This is a genomic window from Olsenella uli (assembly GCF_016899935.1).
GTDB classification, from domain to species: Bacteria; Actinomycetota; Coriobacteriia; order Coriobacteriales; family Atopobiaceae; genus Thermophilibacter; species Thermophilibacter uli_B.
Window position 1 is genome coordinate 134284 of the sequence record NZ_JACJJK010000001.1, and the last position, 22609, is coordinate 156892.

Sequence of the window (22609 nt, forward strand, 5' to 3'; positions counted from 1 at the left end):
ATGTCGCCCCCTCATCACATGCAGGATGATAACCGCACATCACGGGTCAGGTTGACGCCGCAACATGCAACAGGCGGCATTTCCTAAGCGGCCATCTACCTGCGAAGATGCAAATTGGCGCAGGCAGATGGGCCGTTTTCGGTGCTTGGAGAATCGAGGTTGTTGTAGGGCGACACGATTTACCCCTTCCATATCATCCGAAATCGGATGTAATCCTCTTCGTTATTATCCGATTTCGGATAATTTGGGAGGCTAAATCGTGCCGAAGACGAACGACCTGCACATCACCTACAACCGCACCAGCAAAGAGCTCGAGCAGCTCTATCACGCCTACGCGCGCCACGCGGGCGTCTCGGACGCCGCGCTGTGACTCCTGTACGTAATCCGCCTTGGCGGGAACAACCTCACACAGGCGGCCATCTGCGCGGACTGGCACTATCCCCCGCAGACCATCAACTCCGCGCTCAAGCGGCTCGAGGCGCAGGGGCTCGTCGCGCTTGCCCCCGCGACCGGCAGCAGGCGCGACAAGGCCGTACACCTCACTGCGGAGGGCGAGAAGACCGTCGAGCGCGTCATCGACCCCCTCATCGACGCGGAGCGCGCCGCCCTCGCGGACCTGGCGCCCAAAGAGCGCACGGCGCTCGTCTCACTCAGCCAGCGCTACCTCGGCCTCCTTGGCGCGCGTCTCGGCACGCTCGAGGGAGGCGCGCGGTGACCTCTGACGAGCTCTTCGCAAAGACCCCGCCCACGCGCCTCTTCTTCAAGGCCGCCATACCCAGCGCCATCGGCATGCTCGCAGCCGCCCTCTACCAGACCTTCGACGGCATCTTCGTGGGTCAGTACCTCGGCACGACCGCCTTTGCCGCCGTGAACCTCGCCATGCCGTTCGTGGTCATCAACTTCGCCGTGTCGGACCTCATCGGCGTGGGATCGTCGGTCGTGATCTCGCTGCTGCTCGGCCGCGGCGAGCGCGCGGAGGCCAACAACGCCTTCACCTGCTCCGTCCTGCTCATCGTGGGGCTCGGCACCGCACTGGGGGCGGCGCTCTTCGCCGGGCGCCCCTCATCATGTCGCTCATGGGCGCGACGGATGAGCTGGCGGAGCTTGCCGTGGACTACCTGCGCGTATACGCGCTCTGTTCCCCGTTCACGACGCTCTTCTATGCCACGGACAACTACATGCGCATCTCGGGCTACCTCAAGGCGAACATGGCCCTCTGCGTGCTCATGTCGGCCATCCCGCTTGTACTCGAAGTGCTCTTCCTCGGAGTTCTTGGCTGGGGCATCTGGGCGGCGCTCGCTTGCAGCCTCGCCATGGTCATCTGCCTGGTGTTTTCCCTCGCTCCCTTCGTCATGCGGCGCGCGACCCTCGCCTTCTGCAACCCGCGCTTCACCCTCGATCTCGTAAAGCGTGTCTTCGCCTGCGGAAGCCCCACCTTCCTCAACAACGTGGCACAGCGCATAGCCTCGATCGTCATCAACGCCGTCCTCGTACGTCTCGGCGGCGAGGCCGCAGTCTCCGCCTACGGCGTGCTCATGTTCGTGGACGGCTTCGCGCAGCCGCTCTTCTACGGAACCTGCGATGCGCTGCAGCCGGCCGTGAGCTACAACTGGGGCGCACGCCGTTACGGTCGCGTCCGTGCGCTCGAGAAGCGCTGCTTCCTCGCGGCGGCGGCCATCGGTGCCGCGGCCGTGGCGGTGGTCGCGCTCTTCCCGGACGCCCTCATCGCCCTCTTCATGCCCGACGCCACGGGCGAGATGCTCGCCCTTTCGCGCGACGCGCTCGGTCTCTTCACCATCACGTATCTCTTCCGCTGGCTCGCCTTCGCCACACAGAGCTACATGAATGCCATCGCCAAGCCGTTGCCCGCATCGCTTATCTCCGTGAGTGCGGCGCTCGTCTTCCCGCTCGTGCTGCTCGTGGTGCTGAATCCGCTCGGACTCACGGGCATCTGGCTCAACTTCCCCGGTACGGCCGTGCTCTGCGCGCCGCTCTCGGTGGCCGTGCTCGCGGCGACGCGCGCCAAGACGCACCGTCCGGATGCCGGGGCGCGCGAGCGGCAGCCTACAACGACCGCGAATTTCTAAGCGCCAGAAACAGGTCATCTACCTGCTATTTCTTAAGTTTCTGCAGGTAGAGTCCGCTTAAGAAAGTCGAGTTGTTGCACATCAGGCCGTGGGCTTCTCAGCGCAGGTGGCCCAGAACGTGGGGATGCCCAGCTCGTGGAGGCGTCCCTCGCCGTTGGTGTCCTCGTAGAGGTCCAGAATCCGCAGACCTGCCAGAATCTGTCCGCGAATCTGCTCGTCCAAAGTATGCGAGAACTGCATGCCCCACTCCGGGAGGTCCTTCTCGGGAATGAGCGAGGGATCGCGGAGCGGGTTGAACGGCAGGCTATGCACGACACGCTCCTCCTCGTCGTCCATGACGTAGTTGAAGCCGTTGTCCAGCCCGGCAAGCAGACGCCCTCCCGGTGCCAGCACGCGGAAGCACTCGCGCCAGATGGGGAGCACCTCCTCAACGTAGCAGTTGGAGACCGGGTGGAAGATGAGGTCGAACGCGCCGTCCTCGAAGGGCAGCGGGCGCGTCATGTCCGCGCGCACGGCACGGATCTCGTAGCCCTCGCGCTCGGCGACCATGACCTCGGACGCGATCTGCGCCTCGGAGTAGTCGAGCACGGTGCACGCGCAGCCCATCGCCGCGAAGATCGGCATCTGCTGGCCGCCACCGGAAGCCAGCCCGAGCACGCGCTTGCCGCGCATGTCGTCGAAGAACCAGTCGCGCGGGACCTCGCGCGTGGGCGTGAGTACCATCGACCAGTCACCGCCCAGCGCCGCCTGGTAGCGCTCGTGGCTGACGGGCGTCCCCCACTCCCAGCCATCGGCCACCCACGCGTCCACGATCCGCGCGTTCACGTCCGTGTACGATTCCGCCTCGTTCTCGCGCGAGCTCATGTCTTCCTCCAAACGTCGCGGTAGATGCGGAGATGATACCCCCCCCCCGCTGCTCGGGAATCAACCAAGAGGCGCACCCCGGTCTTGTGTGGGCAAACTTCTTGAACCAGTTTGCCCTCCGGATCTTACGTGGGCTGTTTCTACCTGCGGAAATGCTCCGGACATGCCTTATGTGGGTTCAGATGGTTCAAGAAGTTTGCCCACACAAGACCGGGGACCGGAGAACGGGGACGGGCAGCCGGGAACGGGGCGACAGAGGACAGGCGCCAGGGGCGCCGGGAGACGCGCGCCGGGGGCGAGAAGAACGACGCCGCCCCCGGCGCGCGAGAGCCTACGCGAAGTCCGCGATCTGAGCCTTGAGCTGCTCGATCGTGGCGGTGAGCTCGGCGGCCTGAGCGCGCTTCTTCTCGATGACCGCGGGCGCCGCCTTGGCGACGAAGCCCTCGTTGGCAAGGGTGCGCTCAACGCCCGCGAGGTCCTTCTCGGCCTTGGCGAGCTCCTTGGCAAGGCGCGCGGACTCAGCGGCGAGGTCCACGAGGTCGCCCACGTGGACGAAGATCTCCAGCCCGCCGTCGGCCACGGAGACGCAGCCCTCGGGCTTCTCCACGCCCTCGCCCTCGCGCAGCTCGCCGACGTGGCCGACGCTCTTCACGAAGCCCTCCTGCCCGGCGAGCACCGCCGCGTCCTCGCAGCAGCAGCGCACGCAGACGTCGAGCTCGGCACGGGGCGAGAGGCGGTAGCGGGCGCGCGTGGAGCGCACGCAGGAGATGACGCGCTTGGCGAGCTCAAAGTCCTTCTCGGCCTTCTCGTTCACGAACTCGGCGAAGCGCTCGGGCTCCGGCCAGGCGGCCACCATGAGGAACTCGGCGGAGTGGTCGTCAAGCCCGCTCGCGGGAAGGGCATCCCACACGCTCTCGGTCACGAACGGCATGACGGGGTGGAGCAGCCTCATGCAGGTGTCGAGCACGAAGACGAGGTTGCGCTGGACCTGCAGGCGCTCGGCGGGCGCGCCGTCGAGCAGGCGGCTCTTACAAAGCTCTATGTACCAGTCGCAGACGTCGCCCCAGAAGAAGCTCTGGATCTCACGCGCGTAGTCGCCGAAGGCGTAGGTCTCCAGCTGCTCGGTCGCGTGCGCGACGGCGCGGGCCAGACGCGAGAGCATCCACGCGTCCTCCGGCGTCACGGCGGCGGGCGCGCCCGGCTCGTAGCCCTCGAGGTTCATCTGGACGAAGCGGCTCGCGTTCCAGATCTTGGTCACGAAGCCGCGGGCCTGCTCGGTGCGCGGGCTGTCGACGAGCCTGTGGGTCTTCTTGTCGATGTTGGCGTCAAACTTGACGTCCTGGTTGTTGGTGATGAGCGTGAGGAGGTTGTAGCGCATGGCATCCGCGCCGTACTTCTCCATGAGCTCCATCGGGTCAACGCCGTTGCCCTTGGACTTGGACATGCGGCTGCCGTCCTTGGCCAGGATCGTAGCGTAGATGTAGACGTCGTGGAAGGGCACCTCGTCGGTGAAGTAGAGCGAGCTCATGATCATGCGCGCCACCCAGAGCGCGATGATGTCACGCGCGGTCACGAGGACCTTGGTGGGGTGGTGCTCGGCGAGCTCGGAGGTGTCATCGGGCCAGCCCTGCGTGGCGAAGGTCCACAGCTGGCTCGAGAACCACGTGTCGAGCACGTCCTCGTCCTGGTGGACGTGGCGGCCGCCGCACTTGGGGCACGTGTCCGTGTCCTCCATGAGGGCGTCCTCCCAGCCGCAGTCCTCGCAGTAGAAGACCGGGATGCGGTGACCCCACCAGAGCTGGCGGGAGATGCACCAGTCCTTGAGGTTGTCCATCCAGGTGAGGTAGGTCTGGGTCCAGCGCTCGGGGTGGAACGTGACCTCGCCGTCGCGCACGACCTGCGTGGCGCGCTCCTTGAGCTTGTCCACGGCGACGAACCACTGCTCGGAGAGCCAAGGCTCGAGCGCAGTGTTGCAGCGGTAGCAGTGCATGACGGAGTGGTCGAGCTCCTCGACCTTCTCGAGCAGGCCGTGCTCCTCAAACCACGCCACCACGGCCTCGCGGCACTGGTCGCGGTTCATGCCGGAGAACTCGCCGTAGCCGTCCACCACGACGGCGTGCTCGTCGAAGATGTTGATCTGCTCGAGGTCGTGGGCCTGGCCCATCGCGTAGTCGTTGGGGTCGTGCGCGGGCGTAACCTTGACGAAGCCCGTGCCAAAGCCGGCGTCCACGTGCCAGTCCGAGAAGATCGGGATCTCGCGGTCCACGATCGGCAGGCGCACCATCTTGCCTACGAGCTTGGCCTTCTCGGGGTCCTGCGGGGAGACGGCCACGCCCGTGTCGCCGAGCATGGTCTCCGGGCGCGTGGTGGCCACGGTGATGTGGTCGATGCCGTCCACGGGCTCCACGAGCGGGTACCGGAGGTACCACAGGTGGCCCTTCTCGTCCTGGTACTCGGCCTCGTCGTCCGAGATGGCGGTGCAGCAGCTCGGGCACCAGTTGACGATGCGCTTGCCGCGATAGATCAGCCCGTCGTGGTACCAGTCGCAGAAGACCTTGCGCACGGCGCGGGAGAACTCGGGGCTCATCGTGAACTTCTCGTCCGAGAAGTCGATCGAGCAGCCCATGCGCTTGATCTGGTTGACGATGGTGCCGCCGTACTCGCGCGTCCAGTCCCAGCAGGCGTCGAGGAACTTCTCCCGGCCGATCTCAAGGCGGGAGACGCCCTCGGACTTGAGCTTCTTGTCGACCTTGGTCTGCGTGGCGATGCCCGCGTGATCCGTGCCCAGGATCCAGCGCGTGGAGCGCCCGCGCATGCGGCTGTAGCGCACGTAGGTGTCCTGGATGGAGTCGTCCATCGCGTGGCCCATGTGCAGGATTCCCGTCACGTTGGGCGGCGGGATCACGACGGTGCAGTCCCCCACCCCCTTGGAGCGCTGGTAGCAGCCGGCGCTCATCCAGCGCTCGATGAGCTCGGGCTCGGTGGTCTGGGGGTCGTAGGTCTTGGGCATCTCTTCCACGGGGCGTCCTCTCCCGGTCGCGTGCATATCAGTCCTACAGGATAGCACGCGCAGGACCGGAGGACGGGCGGGCGAGAAGGACGGCGGGGCCGTGGCGCAGGGCCCCGTACCTTCGCTAGTAGCCGCGATAGACGCTCTCGTTGTAGGGCGGCACCTCCAGGCCGTCGGGGACAACCCCGGTCGCCGGGTGCGTGATGCCCACGAGCGGGATCGTGTCGGCGCCGGCGACCCCCTTGTAGGCGATGAGGCTGAACCCGGTGGCCGGGTCCGGGGCGTCCTTGGCAACGAAGCGGCGCGTGTACGTCGCCTGGTAGGAGTCCACGTGCTCCCGCCCGTCGTAGGTCGAGACGGACTCGGCGCCGACCATGCGGCCCGCGTCGTCGTAGGAGAAGGTGGCCTCGTAGGTGGCCGACGTCACCGAGCCGGTGGGGTCGCCGGTCGAGGCGGACACGACGCGCCCCTGGTCGTCGTAGACGAAGCTCTCGGGGATCAGGAAGTCGGTGTAGGTGCCCTCGTAGGACGTCCCGACCATGTTGCCGGCGTCGTCATAGGAGAAGATCGCCGCATAGGAGAGCTGGTCCCCGTGGCGGTCGCCGCCAGTCCAGGTCTCCTCGCGGACGAGGCGGCCCTGCTCGTCGTAGACGTAGTTCGTCCAGTAGGCCGTGGTCGACCCCTGGAAGACGTTCGTCGTCTTTGATTGCGTGAGGCGCCCGGCGTCGTCGTAGGCATAGTCCGTGGTGGCCGTCGTCGAGGTCGAGGCCGAGGTGGACCCGGTCTCCGAGACGACCTGGGACAGGCGGCCCGCGTCGTCGTAGGCGTAGGTGCTCGTCTGCGTGGAGTAGTCGCTCGTCGACACGATCGTGGCCAGGCGGCCCGACTCGTCGTAGGCGTAGGTCTCCTCGGTGACGCCCGACTGCGAGTTGTTGAGCGCCACGGAGGCGGGACGCCCCTGGTCGTCGTAGGTGTAGCTGCCCGAGACGACGGGCCCCGTCTCCCACTGGAAGCTCCAGGCGGTGACGCGCCCGGCGGCGTCGCGCTCGCTGTGGTAGGTGACCGTGTCGCCCTGGTTCGTCTCGACGATGTCGGCGGTGAGCCAGACCTCGCGCAGCCCCGTCGCGTCGAGGCCGCTCACCTGCGTCGCGTCCGGGACCGAGAGGCTCGTGAGCGCGCCGTTGCCGCTGAGGTCGAGCGCGGCGAGCGGCTCCGAGCTCACGTCGAGCGCCGCGAGCTGCGGGAGGTCGCTCGTGTCGAGCTCCGTGAGCGCGCCGCCCGTGACCGTGAGGGACGCGACGTTGGGGAAGATGTGCCCGAGCCCCGAGAGCTTCACGCAGCCCGAGAGGCTCATGCTCGTGACCGCCCGGGCCTCGTCGCGGGAGAGCTTGCCGTCGTGGTCGGCGTCGTAGGTGGCCGCGACGGCGGCGCGCAGGGCGGCGTCGGGGAAGTTCTTCTCGTCTATGTCATAGGGCGCGAAGAAGGCGAGCCAGACGATGACGCCCGCCGCGACGAGCACGACGAGGGCGCCGATCCCGGCGATGAGGGGCGCCTTGCGCGAGCGGCGCGGGGGCTTGGACGCGGCGGCCGGCGCCGCAGGGGAGCCGAGCTGGGCGCCGCACGCCGCACAGAACTTGGCGCCGTCCGGAAGCTGGGACCCGCACTTGGGACAGAACATCGCCGCTCCTCTCCTATACTCTTCCCAGCGAACATACCACACCGGGTCGGAGGGGCCTTGGACTATTCTCTCTGGGACACGCATTGCCACCTCGGGTGGTTCTCCGACCCGGCCCGGGCGGCGCGCGAGGCCGGGGCGCGGGGGCTGGGGCTGCTCGCCGTCACCGTGACCCCTGCGGAGTACCGCGCCGTCAGCGAGACGCTGCGGGGCGAGAAGAACGTGGCCCTGGGGCTCGGACTGCACCCGTGGTGGGTCCGCGACGGCTCCGAGGCGGAGGCCCTCGTCGGGCTGCTCGGCGACGCGCGGCTCGTCGGGGAGGTCGGGCTCGACGCCTCGCCGAGGCGCGCGGGCACCTGGGAAGCGCAGCTCGCCGCCTTCGAGCGGGTCTGCGCGGTGTGCGCCGAGACGAGCGACAAGGACGCGCCCCTGGTCCTCTCCGTCCACGCCGTGCACGCCGCCACGGCCGCGCTCGACGTCCTGGAGCGCACGGGCGCCGCAGCGCGCTGCCGCTGCGTGCTGCACTGGTTCTCGGGCAGCTCGGAGGAGCTCTGGCGGGCGGCGCGGCTGGGGTGCCGGTTCTCGTTCGGCGAGCGGGCGCTCGCCACGCGCCGGGGGCGCGAGTACGCCCGGGTGCTCCCAGCGGAGCTCCTGCTCACGGAGACCGACCTCCCCGAGGCGCCGGGCGCGGGCGGCGGGGCGGAGGAGCTCGTGGCCTCCCTGGAGCGCGCCGTCGCCGGGATCGCGGAGGAGCGCGGCGAGGAGCCGGGCGACGTCCGTCGCGGGCTCGCCGACAACGCCGCCGTCCTTCTCGGCATTTGAGGGGCGGGGCGACGAATGGTAGAGTTGACGGTGCCCTGAAGGCACCCGAACCGAGGACCCATGAAGCCGCTGCGCAAGACCACGCACGTGAGAAACCCGCTCTCATCGACGATGCTCGCCAGCACGTCCGACGACCTCGGCCTGCCGCTGGACGACGTGGTCATCGTCTTTGCGTGCAGCGAGAACTTTGTCCCGTACCTCTCGGTGGCCATCCAGTCCATCGTGGACAACGCGAGCGCGGCACGGCGCTACGACATCATCGTGCTCACGCGCAACATCTCGCCGGCGAGCATGATCACGCTCACGCGCCAGACCAAGGCGGACAACGTGGGCATCGGGTTTCTGGACGTGGACGCCGCGCTCGGCGACATCGAGCTTCCCCACCACGGGCACTTCCGCCCCGAGACGTACTACCGCCTGCTTGCGCCGCAGCTGCTCTCCAACGTGGACAAGGCGATCTACCTCGACTCCGACCTCATCGTCGACGACGACGTGGCGAAGTTCTACGACGTCGACGTGACGGGCTACCCGCTCGCCGCGACGCGCGACGCCGACACGATCGGCCAGATCGACGGCTACGACACCACGGTCGGGCCCTATCTCAAGAACGAGCTCGGCATGCGCGACCCCCACGACTACTTCCAGGCGGGCGTGCTGCTGATGAACCTTGCCGAGCTGCGCGCGAGCGTCACGCCGGAGGAGTTTCTCGCCCTCTCCACGCAGCGCATGTGGCGCTGGCTCGACCAGGACGTGCTCAACAAGGTCGTGGACGGCAACTACGTGCGCGTGCACATGCGCTGGAACTACCTCATGGACTGGCAGCACCTGCGGCGCACCCACATCGTGGCCAACGCGCCGGCCGACGTGCGCGCCGAGTACGAGGAGGCGGCGGCCGACCCCGCGATCATCCACTTCGCCGGGCCGGACAACCGTCCCTGGCTCTATCCCGATGCCGACCGCGCCGACCTCTTCTGGCACTACGCGATGCGCTCGCCCTACCTCGACGAGATTCGCGGGCAGCTCGAGGAGTCGCGCGCCTCTGCGGCGGGGCTTGCCAAGCGGCTCCAGGTCATCGCCATCTACAAGGGTATCATGCCCGCCTTTGACAAGATCTGCCCCGCCGGCACGCGGCGTCGCGACGCCGTCATCCGCACCTACATGGGCCTCGGCGGCTCCAACCTGTAAATTGGGGACAGTCCCCGATTCACACACATTTTTGATATAAGAAGCTTCTGTTAATTGGGGACTGTCCCCAATTTACACATACACGACAAAGCGGGCCCCGGCCGGAGCCGGGACCCGTCCGTGGGACAGAGCCTGGGGACGCTAGCTACGCCTCGCGCCTCGTGCGGAGGACGCCCGTCGCGACGAGCGCGACGCCGGCGGCTGCCGCCACGGCGGCGCCGGCGAAGGACGTGTCGTCGCCGGTCCTCGCGAGGCCGCCGTCGCCCTCGTCGCCCGCCGTCTCCGTCGGCGGCTCGGGCTGCGGGCCCGCCTCGGCGCCCGCGTCCCAGATCAGGACGAACGGGGAGAAGCCGTCGGTGGTGAAGCGGATGCCGTGCTCGGTGTTCTCCACGTCGACGTACTCCGCCGCCGAGCCCTCGATGGCGGCCTGGACGTCTCCGTTGTCCATCGTGCGGTCGAGGCCCGGGAAGTGCACGAGGTGGAACTCGGTGGACTCGTCGGTGCCCTCTGGGTACGGCCAGTACACGGTGACCGGCTCGCTGGCGGTGAGCCAGACGTTGCCGTTGTTGGCGTCGACCAGGTCGAGGTACTTGGCCTGGTAGTAGGGGTTCTCGAGGTCGGCGCCGCTGTCGGCCGCCACCTCGGCGGCGCGGTTGGCGAGCTGCTGGTCGTAGTCTGAGGCGCCCTCGGTGTTGTGGTCGCTCACCACGTCGTCGAACAGAAGCGACGGGGCCGCGGAGCCGGTCACGTCGACCTTGCTCTCGTTGATGAAGTACTTGGTTCCGTCGGGCAGGGTCGCGAACGCCTTGTCCGGGTTCTCGGCCCGGGCGGCCGCGAGGTCCTCCTCGGAGCTGACGACGTCGGTGATCACGCTGTCCTGGTCACCGGTAACGTAGCGGACGCTGAGGGTGCCGTCGGCGAGCTCCATCGAGTTGTAGAACTTCTCGCCGTCGACGTCGACCTCGAAGACGACCCGGTCGTTCTGGACGAGCTCGGTGTAGAGCCGCATGGCGTAGTGCTGCTGCAGCGTGCCCGCGGAGCTCGGGTCGAACGCGTCGCTCGTGGTCACGGCGCCGTCATCGGCCGTGAACTGAAGGCGGACGGGCACCGGCTCCTGATCGCCCTCGGGGACGGGGACGATGCGGTAGATGTAGCGACCGTTGGCCCCGGAGTACGTGTTGCCGTAGGGCTCGAGCCTCCAGTGGAGCTCGCCGCCCTCGCCGTCGTAGCCGTGCGTGTAGATGGCCAGGTACCGGGAGAGGTCGGCCCCCTCGCCCTCGGTCGATGCGCCGGCCGCCTGGAGCGCGGCGTTCACGTCGTCGGAGAGCTCGAGGTAGAAGCCCGGCTCGGGAAGCGAGTTGCTGCCGGCAATCGCGCCGTCCTCGGTGGCGGTTCCCTCGTAGCCCTCGTCGCCGCCCATGTAGATGGTGATGTCGGCGGGCTGGACGGTCACGACGCCCAGGCCGTGCGCCGCCTTGAGGGCGAGCGGGCCCTCGACGGTCACGGTGCCGTCGACGGCGTGCTCCTCGACGTGGATTCCGTCGTAGGAGTCGGCGTGCGCCTCCCAGCGGGCGTCGGCGGAGTCGTCGTACCAGCCGTCGATGGCGTCGGTGCAGTCGTCGGCGGCACCGTCGATGCCGACGCCGTCGAGCCTCCAGCCGGAGCCGGTCTCGCGCAGGGCGACCGACCCCGACTCCGAGACGTAGACGTCGTCGCCCGCCTGCGGGGCGTGGTTGTTACAGAGCGTCGTCGACGCGCCGAGGGCGACGGAGCCATTGGCGTAGAGGCCGCCGCCCAGGCCGAGCTTGACGGCCGTGTTGGCGGTGACGTCCACCTTGGCGGAGTCCGCGATGGTCAGCGTGCCGCCCGCGTCCTTCTGGTAGATGCCCGACCCGTAGTTGCCGGAGATAGTCACCGAGCTGTCCTCAATCGTCGACTCGCCGGCGCCGCCGACGTACAGCGCGCCGGGGATGGTCCATTGGCTGCTGATGGAGCAGTCGTTGCCGGCGACCGTCACGTCGGAACCGTTGCGAATCGTCAAGGTACCGCTGGTATGGATGCCGTTGGCGCCGTTGCGGTTCGCCGTCACCGTGGAGCTGTCGATGACCAGGGTGCCCGCCGAGAGACCGTGGCTATTGTTGTCACTGAAATCAACCTCGCAGTTGGTGAAGTCGAAGTTGGAGCCGTTCGCGCCGTTTCCCGTGCTGTTGACGACCGAAATCGTCGAGTCGACGGCGACGGTGTTGAACGTCCCCGCAAAACCGGATCGGTTGTGGTCTGACGTGAAGTGCGACCTCGTCATGTTGAACTGCGACGAAGTGCCCGACCACTCCAGTGCATCCTCGGGGAAATTCGAGACGGTAATGGTCGAGTCGACCAGATCGAACACCGAGGCGCTCCCGCCGTCATTATAAAAGCCATGCAGGCGGTTAGAGGCACCCGACCCGTTCAGGCTCATCGTGACGTTCTCAAACGTGAAGTCGGTATCCGAGTTGATGTAGAACAGGCTGAGATCCGATTCATATGAGGGATTCTCGACATCGACGGTGTAGTCAAAATCAGCCGTCATGTTCTTGAGCGTCAGATGGATGGTATCGTCTGGAACGCCAAATCCATAGCGAACATCCTTCGAGACGAGCGTGTGACCGTTGCCGTCGATGGTCATGGTCTTGTTGAGCGTCTTCGTTACCTGAGCATCGGTCAACAACACAATAGTGTCGCCGCTCTGTGCCGCCTCAATAGCCTCGTCGAGCGTGGCATACGTCTCGTTGCCGATCCTGGCGACGCCTTCGTCGGCCTGCGGCGCTGCGGCGCCGCCCTCCCCCGCTTCGACCACCTGGGCGGAGGCGGGGTCAGCTACCGAGGCCGACCCCTCCCCCGGCTCGTCCGCGGCGTACGCCGCAGGCGCGAGCGACAGGGCGAGCGCGCCCGTCACCGCCAGGCAGCCGAGCATGCGCCTCATGTGCTTGTGCATCCTCGTGCCTCCCGTTGCCGTGTCCGTTCAGACAGCTTACAGATTGCTTGAGTGTAGCCGATGCGGGCGGCCCGCCCGGTTGCCAATCGGCGACCGCGCCAACATCAAAAATATGTGTGAATCGGGGACTGTCCCCAATTAACAGACAGGCCCCAGCCGAGCGCGGCGTGAGGCCTGTCCCAAAGACTCTGAGAGGAATAACCCGTCCCCTTTTACGCGACGCGATGCTTGCCGTGCGCCGTGGTGACGATGCGGGGCGGCGTGCCCCCGCCGACGCTCTCCTTGGTGACGACGACCTTGGTGATGTCCAGGTCGCTCGGCAGGTCGAACATCGTGTCCTGCAGCGTCGCCTCGCAGATGGCGCGCAGGCCGCGGGCGCCGGTGCCGCGGGCGATGGCCTGGCGGGCGATCTCCTCGAGCGCGTCGTCCTCGAAGACCAGATCAACGCCCTCGAGCTCGAACATGCGGCGATACTGCTTCACGAGCGCGTTTCTCGGCTGCGTGAGGATGCTCACGAGATCGTCCTCCGTGAGCTCGCGCGTGGCGGTGATCACAGGGATGCGGCCCAGGAACTCGGGAATCATGCCGAACTTGTGCAGGTCCTGCGGCATGACCTGGCCCATGAGGTAGTCCTCGTCCTTCTCGGCGTTGTGCCCGACCTCGGCGTTGAAGCCGATGCCCTTCTTGCCGATGCGGTCGGCCACGATCTTGTCGAGCCCCACGAAGGCGCCACCGCAGATGAACAGGATGTTCGTCGTGTCGATGCGGATGAGCTCCTGCTGCGGGTGCTTGCGACCGCCCTGCGGGGGCACGCTCGCCTCGGTGCCCTCGAGGATCTTGAGCAGCGCCTGCTGCACGCCCTCGCCGGAGACGTCGCGCGTGATGGAGAGGTTCTCGGCCTTGCGCGCGATCTTGTCGATCTCGTCCACGTAGACGATGCCCACCTGGGCGCGCTCGACGTCGCCGTCGGCGGCGGTGATAAGCTTGAGCAGGATGTTTTCCACGTCCTCGCCCACGTAGCCCGCCTCGGTGAGGGTCGTGGCGTCCGCAATCGCGAACGGCACCTCGAGGAAGCGCGCGAGCGTCTGCGCGAGCAGCGTCTTGCCGGTTCCGGTGGGACCCAGGAGCAGGATGTTGCTCTTGGCGATCTCCACCTCCTCGGCGCCCTCCTCCACCTCATCGTTGCCGGAGAGGATGCGGCGGTAGTGGTTGTAGACGGCCACGCTCATCGCGCGCTTGGCCTGCTCCTGGCCCATGACGTACTGGGAGAGCTCGTCGTAGATCTCGTGCGGGGTGGGAAGGTTCTTGATCGGCAGGCCGCCGTCGGTCTGCTCGGGCTCGTCCTCCTCGGCCACGTCGAGCTCGGAGCCGTCAATCATGTCGGAGCACGCGTGGACGCACTCGTCGCAGATGAAGACGCCCCCGGGGCCCGCGATGAGCTTGCTCACCTGGCTGCGGGTCTTGCCGCAGAAGGAGCAGCGCATCTCGTTGCCGAAGGAGTCCATGTCGTTCGTGGGCATGCGCTACTCCTGGCTCTGCTCGGTGCGGGAGGTGATGACCTTGTCGACGAGGCCGTAGGCGCAGGCCTCGGCGGCGCGCATGTAGTTGTCGCGCTCGGTGTCGGCGTTGATCTTCTCGATGGGCTGGCCGGTCGCCTCGGCGAGGATCTCGTTCAGGTGCTGGCGGATCCAGCGGGTCTCGTCGGCCACGATCTGGATGTCGGTCTGCTGGCCGGAGACGCCCGAGCTCGGCTGGTGGATGAGGACCATCGAGTTGGGCAGGGCCAGGCGCTTGCCCTTGGCGCCGCAGGCAAGGATCGCCGCGCCCATGGAGGCCGCCATGCCCACGCAGATGGTGGAGACGTCGGGCTTGATGAAGTTCATCGTGTCGATGATGCCGAGGCCCGCGTAGACGTCGCCGCCGGGAGAGTCGATGTAGAGCGAGATGTCCTTGTCGGGGTCCTGGCTCTCGAGGTGCAGCAGCTGCGCGATCACGAGGTTGGCGGAGTCGCGCGTGACCTCCTCGCCGAGAAACACGATGCGGTCGTTGAGCAGGCGGGAGTAGATGTCGTAGCTGCGCTCGCCGCGCGGCGTCTGCTCGACCACGTAGGGGATGAGCGGGATGTTGGTTGGCTGGTGCATGTGCTCTCCGTTTCGTATGTGAAAGCCCCGGGCGAGCGCTCGCCCGGGGCGTTTCCGAGCCGTGAGACGGGGCTACTCGGCGTCCTCGGACGTCTCGCCCGCGGCGGCGCGCTCGGCGACCTCGTCCACGATGTTCACGTTGGCGTTCTCGACGAGCCAGTTGAGGGCCTTCGTGCGACGGATGGAGTCGCGGATGGCCGGCAGACGGCCCTCGGAGCGCCACTGCTCGAGGGAGGCGTCCACGTCCTCGACGCCGGCCTTCTCGAACTCCTCGCGCACCTCGTCCTCGCTGACCTCCACGCCGAGCTTGGCGGCGAGGGCGTCGAGCGCGAGGGACTGACGCGCGCGCTCCTCGGCCTGGACGCGCAGGTCGGCGATGAAGTCCTCGGACTTCACGCCGCGGGCGCGCAGATACATGTCGAGCGAGACGCCCTGGTTCTGCAGGCGGCCGAGGAACTCGGAGGCGAGCTCGTTGAAGATCTCGTTCTGGTAGGCCTCGGGGACCTCATCGAGCTTGAGGAGCTTGCCCATGGCCTCGACGAGACGGTCCTCCTTGAGGTTGGGCAGGGTCGTCTTCTTGTCGCCCTCGATCTCCTCCTTGACGGCGTCGCGGAAGGAGGCCACGTCGTCGTAGCCGTACTTCTTGGCGACCTCGTCGTCGAGCTCGGGGGTGACGCCCTTCTTGATGGCGTTGAGCTTCACCTTGACGGAGAAGGTGTGGGAGTGCTCCTCGCCCTCGTGCTCGTGGGTGTGGGTCCACTCGATGGCCTTCTCGTCGCCCTTCTTCATGCCGACGATGCCCTCCTCGAGCTGGGCGGGCACCTGCTGGCCGTCGAGCGCGAGCATGCGGTTGGTGCCAGCGAGGTGACCGGCGCCCTCCACGTTCTCGATGTCCACGGAGACGACGTCGCCGGGCTCGACGGCGCGGTCCTCCTCGACGTCCTCGTAGGTCATCTGGTAGCTGAGGAGCTGGTTGATCTGCCAGTCGATCTCGGCCTCGGTGGCCTCCTCGGGCGGCATGTTGATCGTCGGGGCGTCATAGCTCTCGAGCTCGCAGGTCGGGCGCACGCCGATGGTGGCGGTGACCACGTAGTCGGCGCCCTGCTTGGCGAGCTCGGGGTCGGCGTCGGCGGGGCCAAAGCTCACGCGGCCGACGGGCGTGACGTCGAGCTCCTCGAGCATGAGCGGCTCGGCGGCGTTCAGGAGGTCGTTGGTGGCCTGGGCGAGCACGGCCTCGCGGCCGATGATGCCGTCGATCACCGGGCGCGGCGCGTGGCCGCGACGGAAGCCCTGGAAGTTGTACTTCTTGGCGATGTCCTTGTAGGTCTTGGCGATGGCCTTGTCGACATCGGCGGCCGGGACGGTGACCTCGGCGGTCAGCTTGTCGTCGATCGGCTTCTCAGCAGCGGTGACGGTGATCTTCAACGTTCCTCCAGTGTCTCTGATGGCGGCCGCGCCGCCACTTCCTTCTCGCTGGTGCGGGCGAAAGGACTCGAACCTTCACGGGGTCTCCCCCACTGGAACCTAAATCCAGCGTGTCTACCAGTTCCACCACGCCCGCAGTTCGCACAGCCTTATGAGTGTACCAAACTTCTACAGGATACCCACGACTCGGCAGATAATTCACGCAGGCGAGAAGGACGGCGGCGTCGGATCGGCGCGAGGTATAGTGGGGCTGGCGTGACGACGCGAGGGACGCGGTGGCCGACATGGACAAGCTGTTTGCCGGAATCGACTGGGTCGAGCGCTTCGAATGGGAGCTGACGGGAACCTCCCCCGAGAGCGACGTGACGTTCTCGCTCGGGTGTCCCCGCGACGCCGGCCTGCTCATCGGCGCCATCCTCGGCGCCGAGACGCGCGAGGGCACCCTCCGGGGCACCGCGCGGCTGAGGGAGGACCTTCTCGCGAGGGTCGGGCTCATCGTCGAGCGGGGCCTCCTGTCGACGGACGCGCTCGCACGGCTCGTCGGCTGCGACGTCGACACGGTCGAGAGGCTCGTGCGCGGCGAGGACCGCGAGCTTCCCGCCGCGTGCGTGCCCCAGCTCCTCCGCATCGTCGAGCGGCTCGAGCCCTAACGGGCGCACCGTTCTTCTCGGCACGTCGTTCTTCTCGGCACGCCGCTCTTCTCGGCGCGGGGGGCGCTACCTGAGCGGCATCGACTCCCAGCTGCCGTCGGCGCGCGGGACCTCCACGGCGCGGTAGCCGACCTCCCAGGCGTGCGCGTACGCCCCGGCGATGCCGTCGCAGATGTCCTCCGGGCGGTGGCCGTCGGAGGCCACGGTGATCGGGACCCCGGCGCGGCGGAAGCGCTCGAGCAGGCCCGGCGCCGGGTAGTAGGACCCCACGCCCTTGCGCCAGCCCGCCGTGGAGAGCTCCACACGGCGGCCCGTGTCGTGCGCGCAGGCGGCCATCTCGTCCCAGAGCGGCTCGAGGCTCCCCTCGTGGACAAAGCCCTTGGTCCGCATGAGCTCCGGGAGGTCGGGATGGGCCATGGAATCGAACGGCAGGGGGCTCTCGCAGGCGGCGCACCAGGAGTCGACGTAGCGGCGCCACACGCCGTTCGCCCCGAGCTCGCGCCAGATGACGTAATCCTCGGCGTCGTCCATCCAGGAGCCCTCCTCGGGCGTCCCGAGCCAGTGCACGCTGCCCAGAAGGAAGCTCGCGCCGGCCGAGAAGCGCTCGACGGCGGGCTCGCAGCCCGGGTACCAGTCGCACTCGAAGCCGTAGATCATCTCCAGCTCCGGGTGCGCGTCGCGGGCCGCCTCCCAGGCGGCGCGGTGCGCGGGGAGCTCCCCCTCCGCGACGCCGATGCTGCCGTCCGGGTCCATCGACGCCGGCAGCGTCAGGTGGTCGGTCGAGACGAGCACGGCGCACCCGGCGGCGACGGCGGCGCGGGCGTTCTCCTCGAACGTCCCGACGCCGTCGGAGAACCGCGTGTGGGTGTGCGTGTCGACGATTGTGGCGGCGGGCAGCAGTCGCGGCATGCGGGGAGCTCCCTTCCTCAGAAGTTGCCTAAAAGGGGTCTGACCCCTTTTAGGCATGACCCCTTTCAGGCAAGTTTTACAGGTCCTGGAGGGCGTAGACGTCGAGCGGGCCCTGGCGCAGCGCCGCGATGGCCTGGACGAGCGCCACCGCGCCGGACATGGTGGTGGCCATGTCGATACCGCGGCTCACGGCCTCGCTCCTCATCTTGGTGCCGTCGCCGCGGGAGCTGTGGCCCTTCGGCGTGTTGATGAGGAAGGAGATCTTCCCCTCCGCCATGAGGTCGAGGACGTTGGGCGAGCCCTCGGAGATGGGCTTCACGACCTCGCACGGGATGCCGGCGGCGCGCAGCGTCTTGGCGGTGCCGCGCGTGGCCAGCAGGTCGTAGCCGAGGTTGCGCAGCGACAGCGCCACCGGCGCCACGGAGCGCTTGTCGCGGTCGCACACGGAGACGAAGACGCTGCCGGACTGCGGCACGTCGTACTCGATGGCCTCGCGCGTCTTGGCGTACGCCTTGGGGAAGGTGACGTCGAGCCCCATGACCTCGCCGGTGGACTTCATCTCCGGGCCGAGCGTGACATCGGCGCCCGGGAAGCGGCTCCACGGCATGACGGCCTCCTTGACCGCGTAGTAGCCGCGCTCGTGCGCCTCCTCGGGAAGGCCAAGGTCACAGATCTTCTCGCCGCTCATGATGCGGGCGGCGCACTTGGCCAGCGGCACGCCGGTGGCCTTGGACGAGAAGGGCACCGTGCGGCTCGCGCGCGGGTTGAGCTCGATCACGAAGACCTGCTCGTCGCGAACCGCGTACTGCACGTTGAGAAGGCCCTGGATGTGGCAGGAGAGCGCCAGGCGCCGCGTGGTCTCGCGGACCTTCTCGACCAGGCGGTCAGAGAGCGAGAAGGGCGGGAAGCAGCAGGCGGAGTCGCCGGAGTGGATGCCGCACTCCTCGATGTGCTCGAGGACCGCGCCCACGTAGCACTGCTCGGTGTCGCACAGGGCGTCCACGTCGAGCTCGATGGCGTCCTCGAGGAAGGCGTCCAGGTAGACGGGGTGGTCCGGCGAGACCTTGGTGGCCTCGGCCATGTAGCTCACGAGGTCGTCGTCATCGTAGACGATGCCCATGCCGCGACCGCCGAGCACGTAGCTCGGGCGGACGAGCAGCGGGTAGCCCACGCGGCGCGCCACGGCCTTGGCCTCGTCCACGGTCTCGGCCGTGCTCGAGGGCGGGTAGGCGATCTCGAGGCGGTCGAGCAGGCTCGCGAAGCGGTCGCGATCCTCGGCGAGGTCGATGGCCTCGGGCTGGGTGCCCATGATGGGGACGCCGGCGGCCTTGAGGCGCTTGGCGAGGTTGATCGGGGTCTGGCCGCCGAGCGTGACGATCACGCCCACGGGCTTCTCGACTTCGATGACGTTCATGACGTCCTCGAAGGTCAGGGGCTCGAAGTAGAGGCGGTCGGAGGTGTCATAGTCCGTGGAGACGGTCTCGGGGTTGCAGTTGACCATGACGGTCTCGTAGCCCTTGGCCTCGAGCGCGTAGGCCGCGTGGACGCAGCAGTAGTCGAACTCGATGCCCTGGCCGATGCGGTTGGGACCGGCGGAGAGGATGACCACGCGCGGGCGCTTCGCCTCGTGGAACTCCGAGACGCCGCCCTTCTCGTAGGTGAAGTAGTGGTAGCTCGTGCGGGCGGAGAACTCGCCGGCGCAGGTGTCCACCGTCTTGACGCACGGCCGCACGCCGAGGACCTCGCGCACGGCGCGCACGGTGTCCTCGCGCTGGCCGGTGAGGTGTCCGAGCTGGGCGTCCGAGAAGCCCAGCTGCTTGGCGGCCATCATCGTGTCCGCGTCCAGGCCGGCGAGGCCGCGCTCGGAGATGACGCCCTCGGCGGCCACGATGTCCGCGATGCGGTTCAGGAACCAGCGGTCGATCCTGGTGAGCTCGAAGACGCGCTCCACGCCCCAGCCGCGCCGCAGCGCCTCGGCCACGTAGAGGATGCGCTCAGGCGTGGGCGTGGCCACGTGCTCCTCGAAGCGCTCCTCGTCGAAGTCGTCCGCGCCGTCCGCGCCGAGGCCGGCGTGCCCCTGCTCGAGCGAGCGCATGGCCTTCTGCATGGCCTCCTCGAAGGTGGCGCCGATGGACATGACCTCGCCGACGGCCTTCATGCGCGTGGTGAGCGTGTCGTCGGTGCCCTTGAACTTCTCGAACGCGAAGCGCGGGACCTTGACCACGCAGTAGTCAATCGAGGGCTCGAAGCAGGCCGGCGTCTCACGCGTGATGTCGTTCTCGATCTCGTCGAGGGTGTAGCCCACGGAGAGCAGGGCCGCCATCTTGGCGATCGGGAAGCCCGTGGCCTTGGAGGCGAGCGCCGAGGAGCGGGAGACACGCGGGTTCATCTCGATGACGATCACGCGGCCGTCGTCCGGGTTCACGGCGAACTGCACGTTGGAGCCGCCGCACGCCACGCCCACGCGCTCGAGGATCGCGATCGAGTAGTCGCGCAGGCGCTGGAGCTCGAAGTCGTTGAGCGTCTGGCAGGGCGCCACGGTGATGGAGTCGCCGGTGTGGACGCCCATCGGGTCGAGGTTCTCGATGGAGCAGATGACGACGCCGTTGCCTGCGGAGTCGCGCATCACCTCCATCTCGATCTCCTTCCAGCCCTCCACGGACTGCTCGACGAGCACCTCGCTTTCCGGCGAGAGCGCGAGGCCCTGCTCGGCAATGCGCAGCAGGTCGTCGTGGTTGTAAGCCATGCCGCCGCCGGCGCCGCCGAGCGTGAAGGCCGGGCGCAGCACGACCGGGTAGCCCAGCTCCTCGGCGATCTTCTCGCACTCCTCGATCGTGTGGGCGATGCCGGATTTGGCGACCTCGAGGCCGATGTCGCGCATCGCGTTGGCAAAGAGCTCGCGGTCCTCGCCGGTCTCGATGGAGTCCACGTCGCAGCCGATGACCTCGACGCCGTACTTCTCGAGCACGCCGGACTTGCCGAGGGCGACGGCGCAGTTGAGGCCCGTCTGGCCGCCCATGTTGGGGAGCAGCGCGTCCGGGCGCTCCTTCTCGATGACCTTGGTCACGGACTCGACGGTGATGGGCTCGATGTAGGTGCGGTCGGCGGTCTCCGGGTCGGTCATGATCGTGGCCGGGTTGGAGTTCACGAGCACGACCTCGTAGCCCTCCGAGCGCAGGGCCTTGCAGGCCTGGGTGCCGGAGTAGTCGAACTCGCAGGCCTGGCCGATGACAATGGGGCCGGAGCCGATGATCAGGATCTTCTTGATGTCGGTGCGCTTGGGCATCTAGAAGCGCCTCCCCTCGCGGACGTCGATGGCGAGGTAGTCGTCCTCGCCGCGCATGAGCTTGGCGAACGCCGAGAAGGCGTACGTGGAGTCGTTGGGACCGGGCTTGGCCTCGGGGTGGTACTGCATGGAGAAGGCCGGGATGTCGAGGAACTGAATGCCCTCGGGCGTGCCGTCGTTGAGGTTCACGTGCGTGAGGCGAATGCGGCCGTACTCGGCGGTCTGGACGACGGGCGCCACGTGCGCGCGGGACCAGAAGCGCAGGTCCTCGTCGGCCGGGTGCTCGGAGACGCCGCCGGAGAGCTCCGGCACGAGCGGGCCAAAGGTCGAGAAGACCGGACCGTAGTTGTGGTTCTGCGCGGTAATCTCCACCTTGCCGGTGAGCAGGTTCATCACGGGCTCGTTGCCGCCGTGGTGGCCGTACGGGAGCTTCTCGATCTGGGCGCCGGCCGCCATCGAGATGACCTGGTTGCCGAGGCAGATGCCAAAGACCGGGAGCTTGCCCAGGCAGGCGCGTACCGCCTCGACCACGGGCGGCACGGAAGACGGGTCGCCAGGGCCGTTGGAGAAGAACACGCCGTCGGGCTCCATCGCGAGGACCTTCTCGGCCGGCGTGTCCCACGGCACGACGGTGACCTCGCAGCCGGCGGCGGAGAGGCGCTTGGCGATGCCGCGCTTCTCGCCGCAGTCGTAGGCCACCACGTGGAGGCGCGGCTGGCCGTCCGCGTCCTGGCCGGGCACCGTGTAGGGCTCGGGCGTGGAGACGTCGGCGACGTAGTTGTGCTCGGAGATGGCCGGGGACGCCTTGACGCGGGCCACGAGGCTCTCGGGGTCCAGGTCCACCGTGGAGATGGCCGCGCGCATGGCGCCGCCCTCGCGGATGGTCAGCGTGAGAGCGCGGGTGTCCACGTCCTCGATGGCGACGACGCCGCGCTGGGCAAGGAACTCGGGCAGGCTCTCGACGGACTGCCAGTTGCTCGGCGTGTAGCACATGTCGTGGACCACGAGGCCGGCCAGGTGCAGCGGGTCGCCCTGCATGTCTTTCTCGTTGATCCCGTAGTTGCCGATCTGGGGGTAGGTGAGCGTCACGATCTGGCCCGCGTAGGACGGGTCGGAGACGATCTCCTGGTAGCCCACCATCGAGGTGTTGAACACGATCTCGCCGAAGGCCTCGCCCTCGGCGCCGGCGGAACGTCCGAAGAAGTACGTCCCGTCCTCGAGCGCGAGGAGCGCCCTCGGATGCCTGCCGCCATCCACCAGTAGGTTCACAGCAACACCGCCCTTTCGTCGTGCGCCCAGGGGCAAATCCGCCGCTACAAAAAACGGAGCGACCGCCGCGTGGCGGAGACTCCGAAAGGCAGCTGCGGTTTAGGTTGTGGACGCCTTTTCGGTCTCTCGTACCGTCTTAAAGGTCTTGGATAGCATAGCAGGTTGGCCGTTGCCCGTGTGACGGGATAACGAAAAACGCATGCGGCGACCGAGGCCCTCCGAACATGCCGCACGGCCGAGAAGAGCTGAATGGCCTGCCCCGTAGACGGGTAGACTCACCCCTACGCTCGACGGCGGGACCGCGCACCAGGC

At 67.8% G+C, this 22609-nt stretch carries 15 protein-coding genes, 1 tRNA gene and 1 pseudogene; 6 read left to right on the forward strand and 11 right to left on the reverse strand.

The genetic code is table 11. The annotated features are described in order from the left end of the window. Positions 1–382: 382 nt before the first annotated feature. From H6A07_RS10400 to H6A07_RS00640, 3 genes and pseudogenes are all read left to right on the forward strand, one after another. Complete coding sequence (locus H6A07_RS10400; RefSeq protein ID WP_369334319.1) at positions 383–715, forward strand: MarR family winged helix-turn-helix transcriptional regulator; 333 nt, start codon at positions 383–385, stop codon at positions 713–715. Between the two features lie 74 nt (positions 716–789). Continuing rightward, positions 790–993 (forward strand): annotated as a pseudogene (locus tag H6A07_RS10405) (MATE family efflux transporter); the annotation flags it as partial. A 74-nt stretch (positions 994–1067) separates the two neighbouring features. Beyond that, positions 1068–2087: an MATE family efflux transporter gene (locus H6A07_RS00640; RefSeq protein ID WP_239470951.1), complete on the forward strand. Its 1020-nt coding sequence runs from the start codon at positions 1068–1070 to the stop codon at positions 2085–2087. Between the two features lie 81 nt (positions 2088–2168). On the opposite strand, the gene H6A07_RS00645 is transcribed toward H6A07_RS00640, so the two are convergent. From H6A07_RS00645 to H6A07_RS00655, 3 genes are all read right to left on the reverse strand, one after another. Continuing rightward, positions 2169–2951 (reverse strand): class I SAM-dependent methyltransferase, encoded by a 783-nt coding sequence (locus H6A07_RS00645; protein ID WP_204812360.1) that lies wholly within the window; start codon positions 2949–2951, stop codon positions 2169–2171. 331 nt (positions 2952–3282) lie between these two features. Further along, on the reverse strand, positions 3283–5970 hold the full coding sequence (locus tag H6A07_RS00650; protein ID WP_204812362.1) for a valine--tRNA ligase: 2688 nt from the start codon (positions 5968–5970) through the stop codon (positions 3283–3285). A gap of 115 nt (positions 5971–6085) precedes the next feature. After that, on the reverse strand, positions 6086–7639 hold the full coding sequence (locus tag H6A07_RS00655) for a zinc ribbon domain-containing protein (protein WP_204812364.1): 1554 nt from the start codon (positions 7637–7639) through the stop codon (positions 6086–6088). A gap of 57 nt (positions 7640–7696) precedes the next feature. On the opposite strand from H6A07_RS00655, the gene H6A07_RS00660 reads away from it, so the two are divergent. Together H6A07_RS00660 and H6A07_RS00665 are read left to right on the forward strand one after the other, a co-directional pair. Further along, positions 7697–8458 carry a TatD family hydrolase gene (locus H6A07_RS00660; RefSeq protein ID WP_204812366.1) on the forward strand — a complete coding sequence of 254 codons (762 nt, stop codon included), beginning with the start codon at positions 7697–7699 and terminating at the stop codon, positions 8456–8458. Positions 8459–8518: 60 nt separating this feature from the next. Then, positions 8519–9643 (forward strand): glycosyltransferase family 8 protein, encoded by a 1125-nt coding sequence (locus H6A07_RS00665; protein ID WP_239470952.1) that lies wholly within the window; start codon positions 8519–8521, stop codon positions 9641–9643. A 145-nt stretch (positions 9644–9788) separates the two neighbouring features. Here the strand turns inward: H6A07_RS00665 and H6A07_RS00670 are convergent, their stop codons facing one another. From H6A07_RS00670 to H6A07_RS00690, 5 genes are all read right to left on the reverse strand, one after another. After that, on the reverse strand, positions 9789–12605 hold the full coding sequence (locus H6A07_RS00670) for a right-handed parallel beta-helix repeat-containing protein (RefSeq protein WP_204812368.1): 2817 nt from the start codon (positions 12603–12605) through the stop codon (positions 9789–9791). 224 nt (positions 12606–12829) lie between these two features. Beyond that, positions 12830–14137: an ATP-dependent Clp protease ATP-binding subunit ClpX gene (gene clpX, locus H6A07_RS00675; protein ID WP_275100572.1), complete on the reverse strand. Its 1308-nt coding sequence runs from the start codon at positions 14135–14137 to the stop codon at positions 12830–12832. Between the two features lie 3 nt (positions 14138–14140). Next, the gene (locus tag H6A07_RS00680; protein ID WP_204812370.1) at positions 14141–14758 is read right to left on the reverse strand and encodes an ATP-dependent Clp protease proteolytic subunit; all 618 of its coding nucleotides are present in this window, start codon (positions 14756–14758) and stop codon (positions 14141–14143) included. 72 nt (positions 14759–14830) lie between these two features. Then, positions 14831–16183 carry a trigger factor gene (gene tig / locus H6A07_RS00685; protein ID WP_204812372.1) on the reverse strand — a complete coding sequence of 451 codons (1353 nt, stop codon included), beginning with the start codon at positions 16181–16183 and terminating at the stop codon, positions 14831–14833. A 49-nt stretch (positions 16184–16232) separates the two neighbouring features. After that, a tRNA-Leu gene (locus H6A07_RS00690) sits at positions 16233–16319 on the reverse strand. A gap of 148 nt (positions 16320–16467) precedes the next feature. Between H6A07_RS00690 and H6A07_RS00695 the strand changes: the two genes are divergently transcribed. After that, the gene (locus H6A07_RS00695) at positions 16468–16833 is read left to right on the forward strand and encodes a hypothetical protein (protein WP_204812374.1); all 366 of its coding nucleotides are present in this window, start codon (positions 16468–16470) and stop codon (positions 16831–16833) included. A gap of 66 nt (positions 16834–16899) precedes the next feature. On the opposite strand, the gene H6A07_RS00700 is transcribed toward H6A07_RS00695, so the two are convergent. The 3 genes from H6A07_RS00700 to carA all read right to left on the reverse strand — a co-directional run bounded on the left by H6A07_RS00700 (position 16900) and on the right by carA (position 22297). Then, positions 16900–17742, reverse strand: coding sequence for a PHP domain-containing protein (locus H6A07_RS00700; protein ID WP_204812375.1), 843 nt, complete (start codon positions 17740–17742; stop codon positions 16900–16902). A gap of 76 nt (positions 17743–17818) precedes the next feature. Further along, positions 17819–21028, reverse strand: a complete 3210-nt coding sequence (gene carB, locus H6A07_RS00705; protein ID WP_204812378.1) for a carbamoyl-phosphate synthase large subunit — start codon at positions 21026–21028, stop codon at positions 17819–17821. Beyond that, positions 21029–22297 carry a glutamine-hydrolyzing carbamoyl-phosphate synthase small subunit gene (gene carA, locus H6A07_RS00710; protein ID WP_204812382.1) on the reverse strand — a complete coding sequence of 423 codons (1269 nt, stop codon included), beginning with the start codon at positions 22295–22297 and terminating at the stop codon, positions 21029–21031. Between the last annotated feature and the right edge of the window lie 312 nt (positions 22298–22609).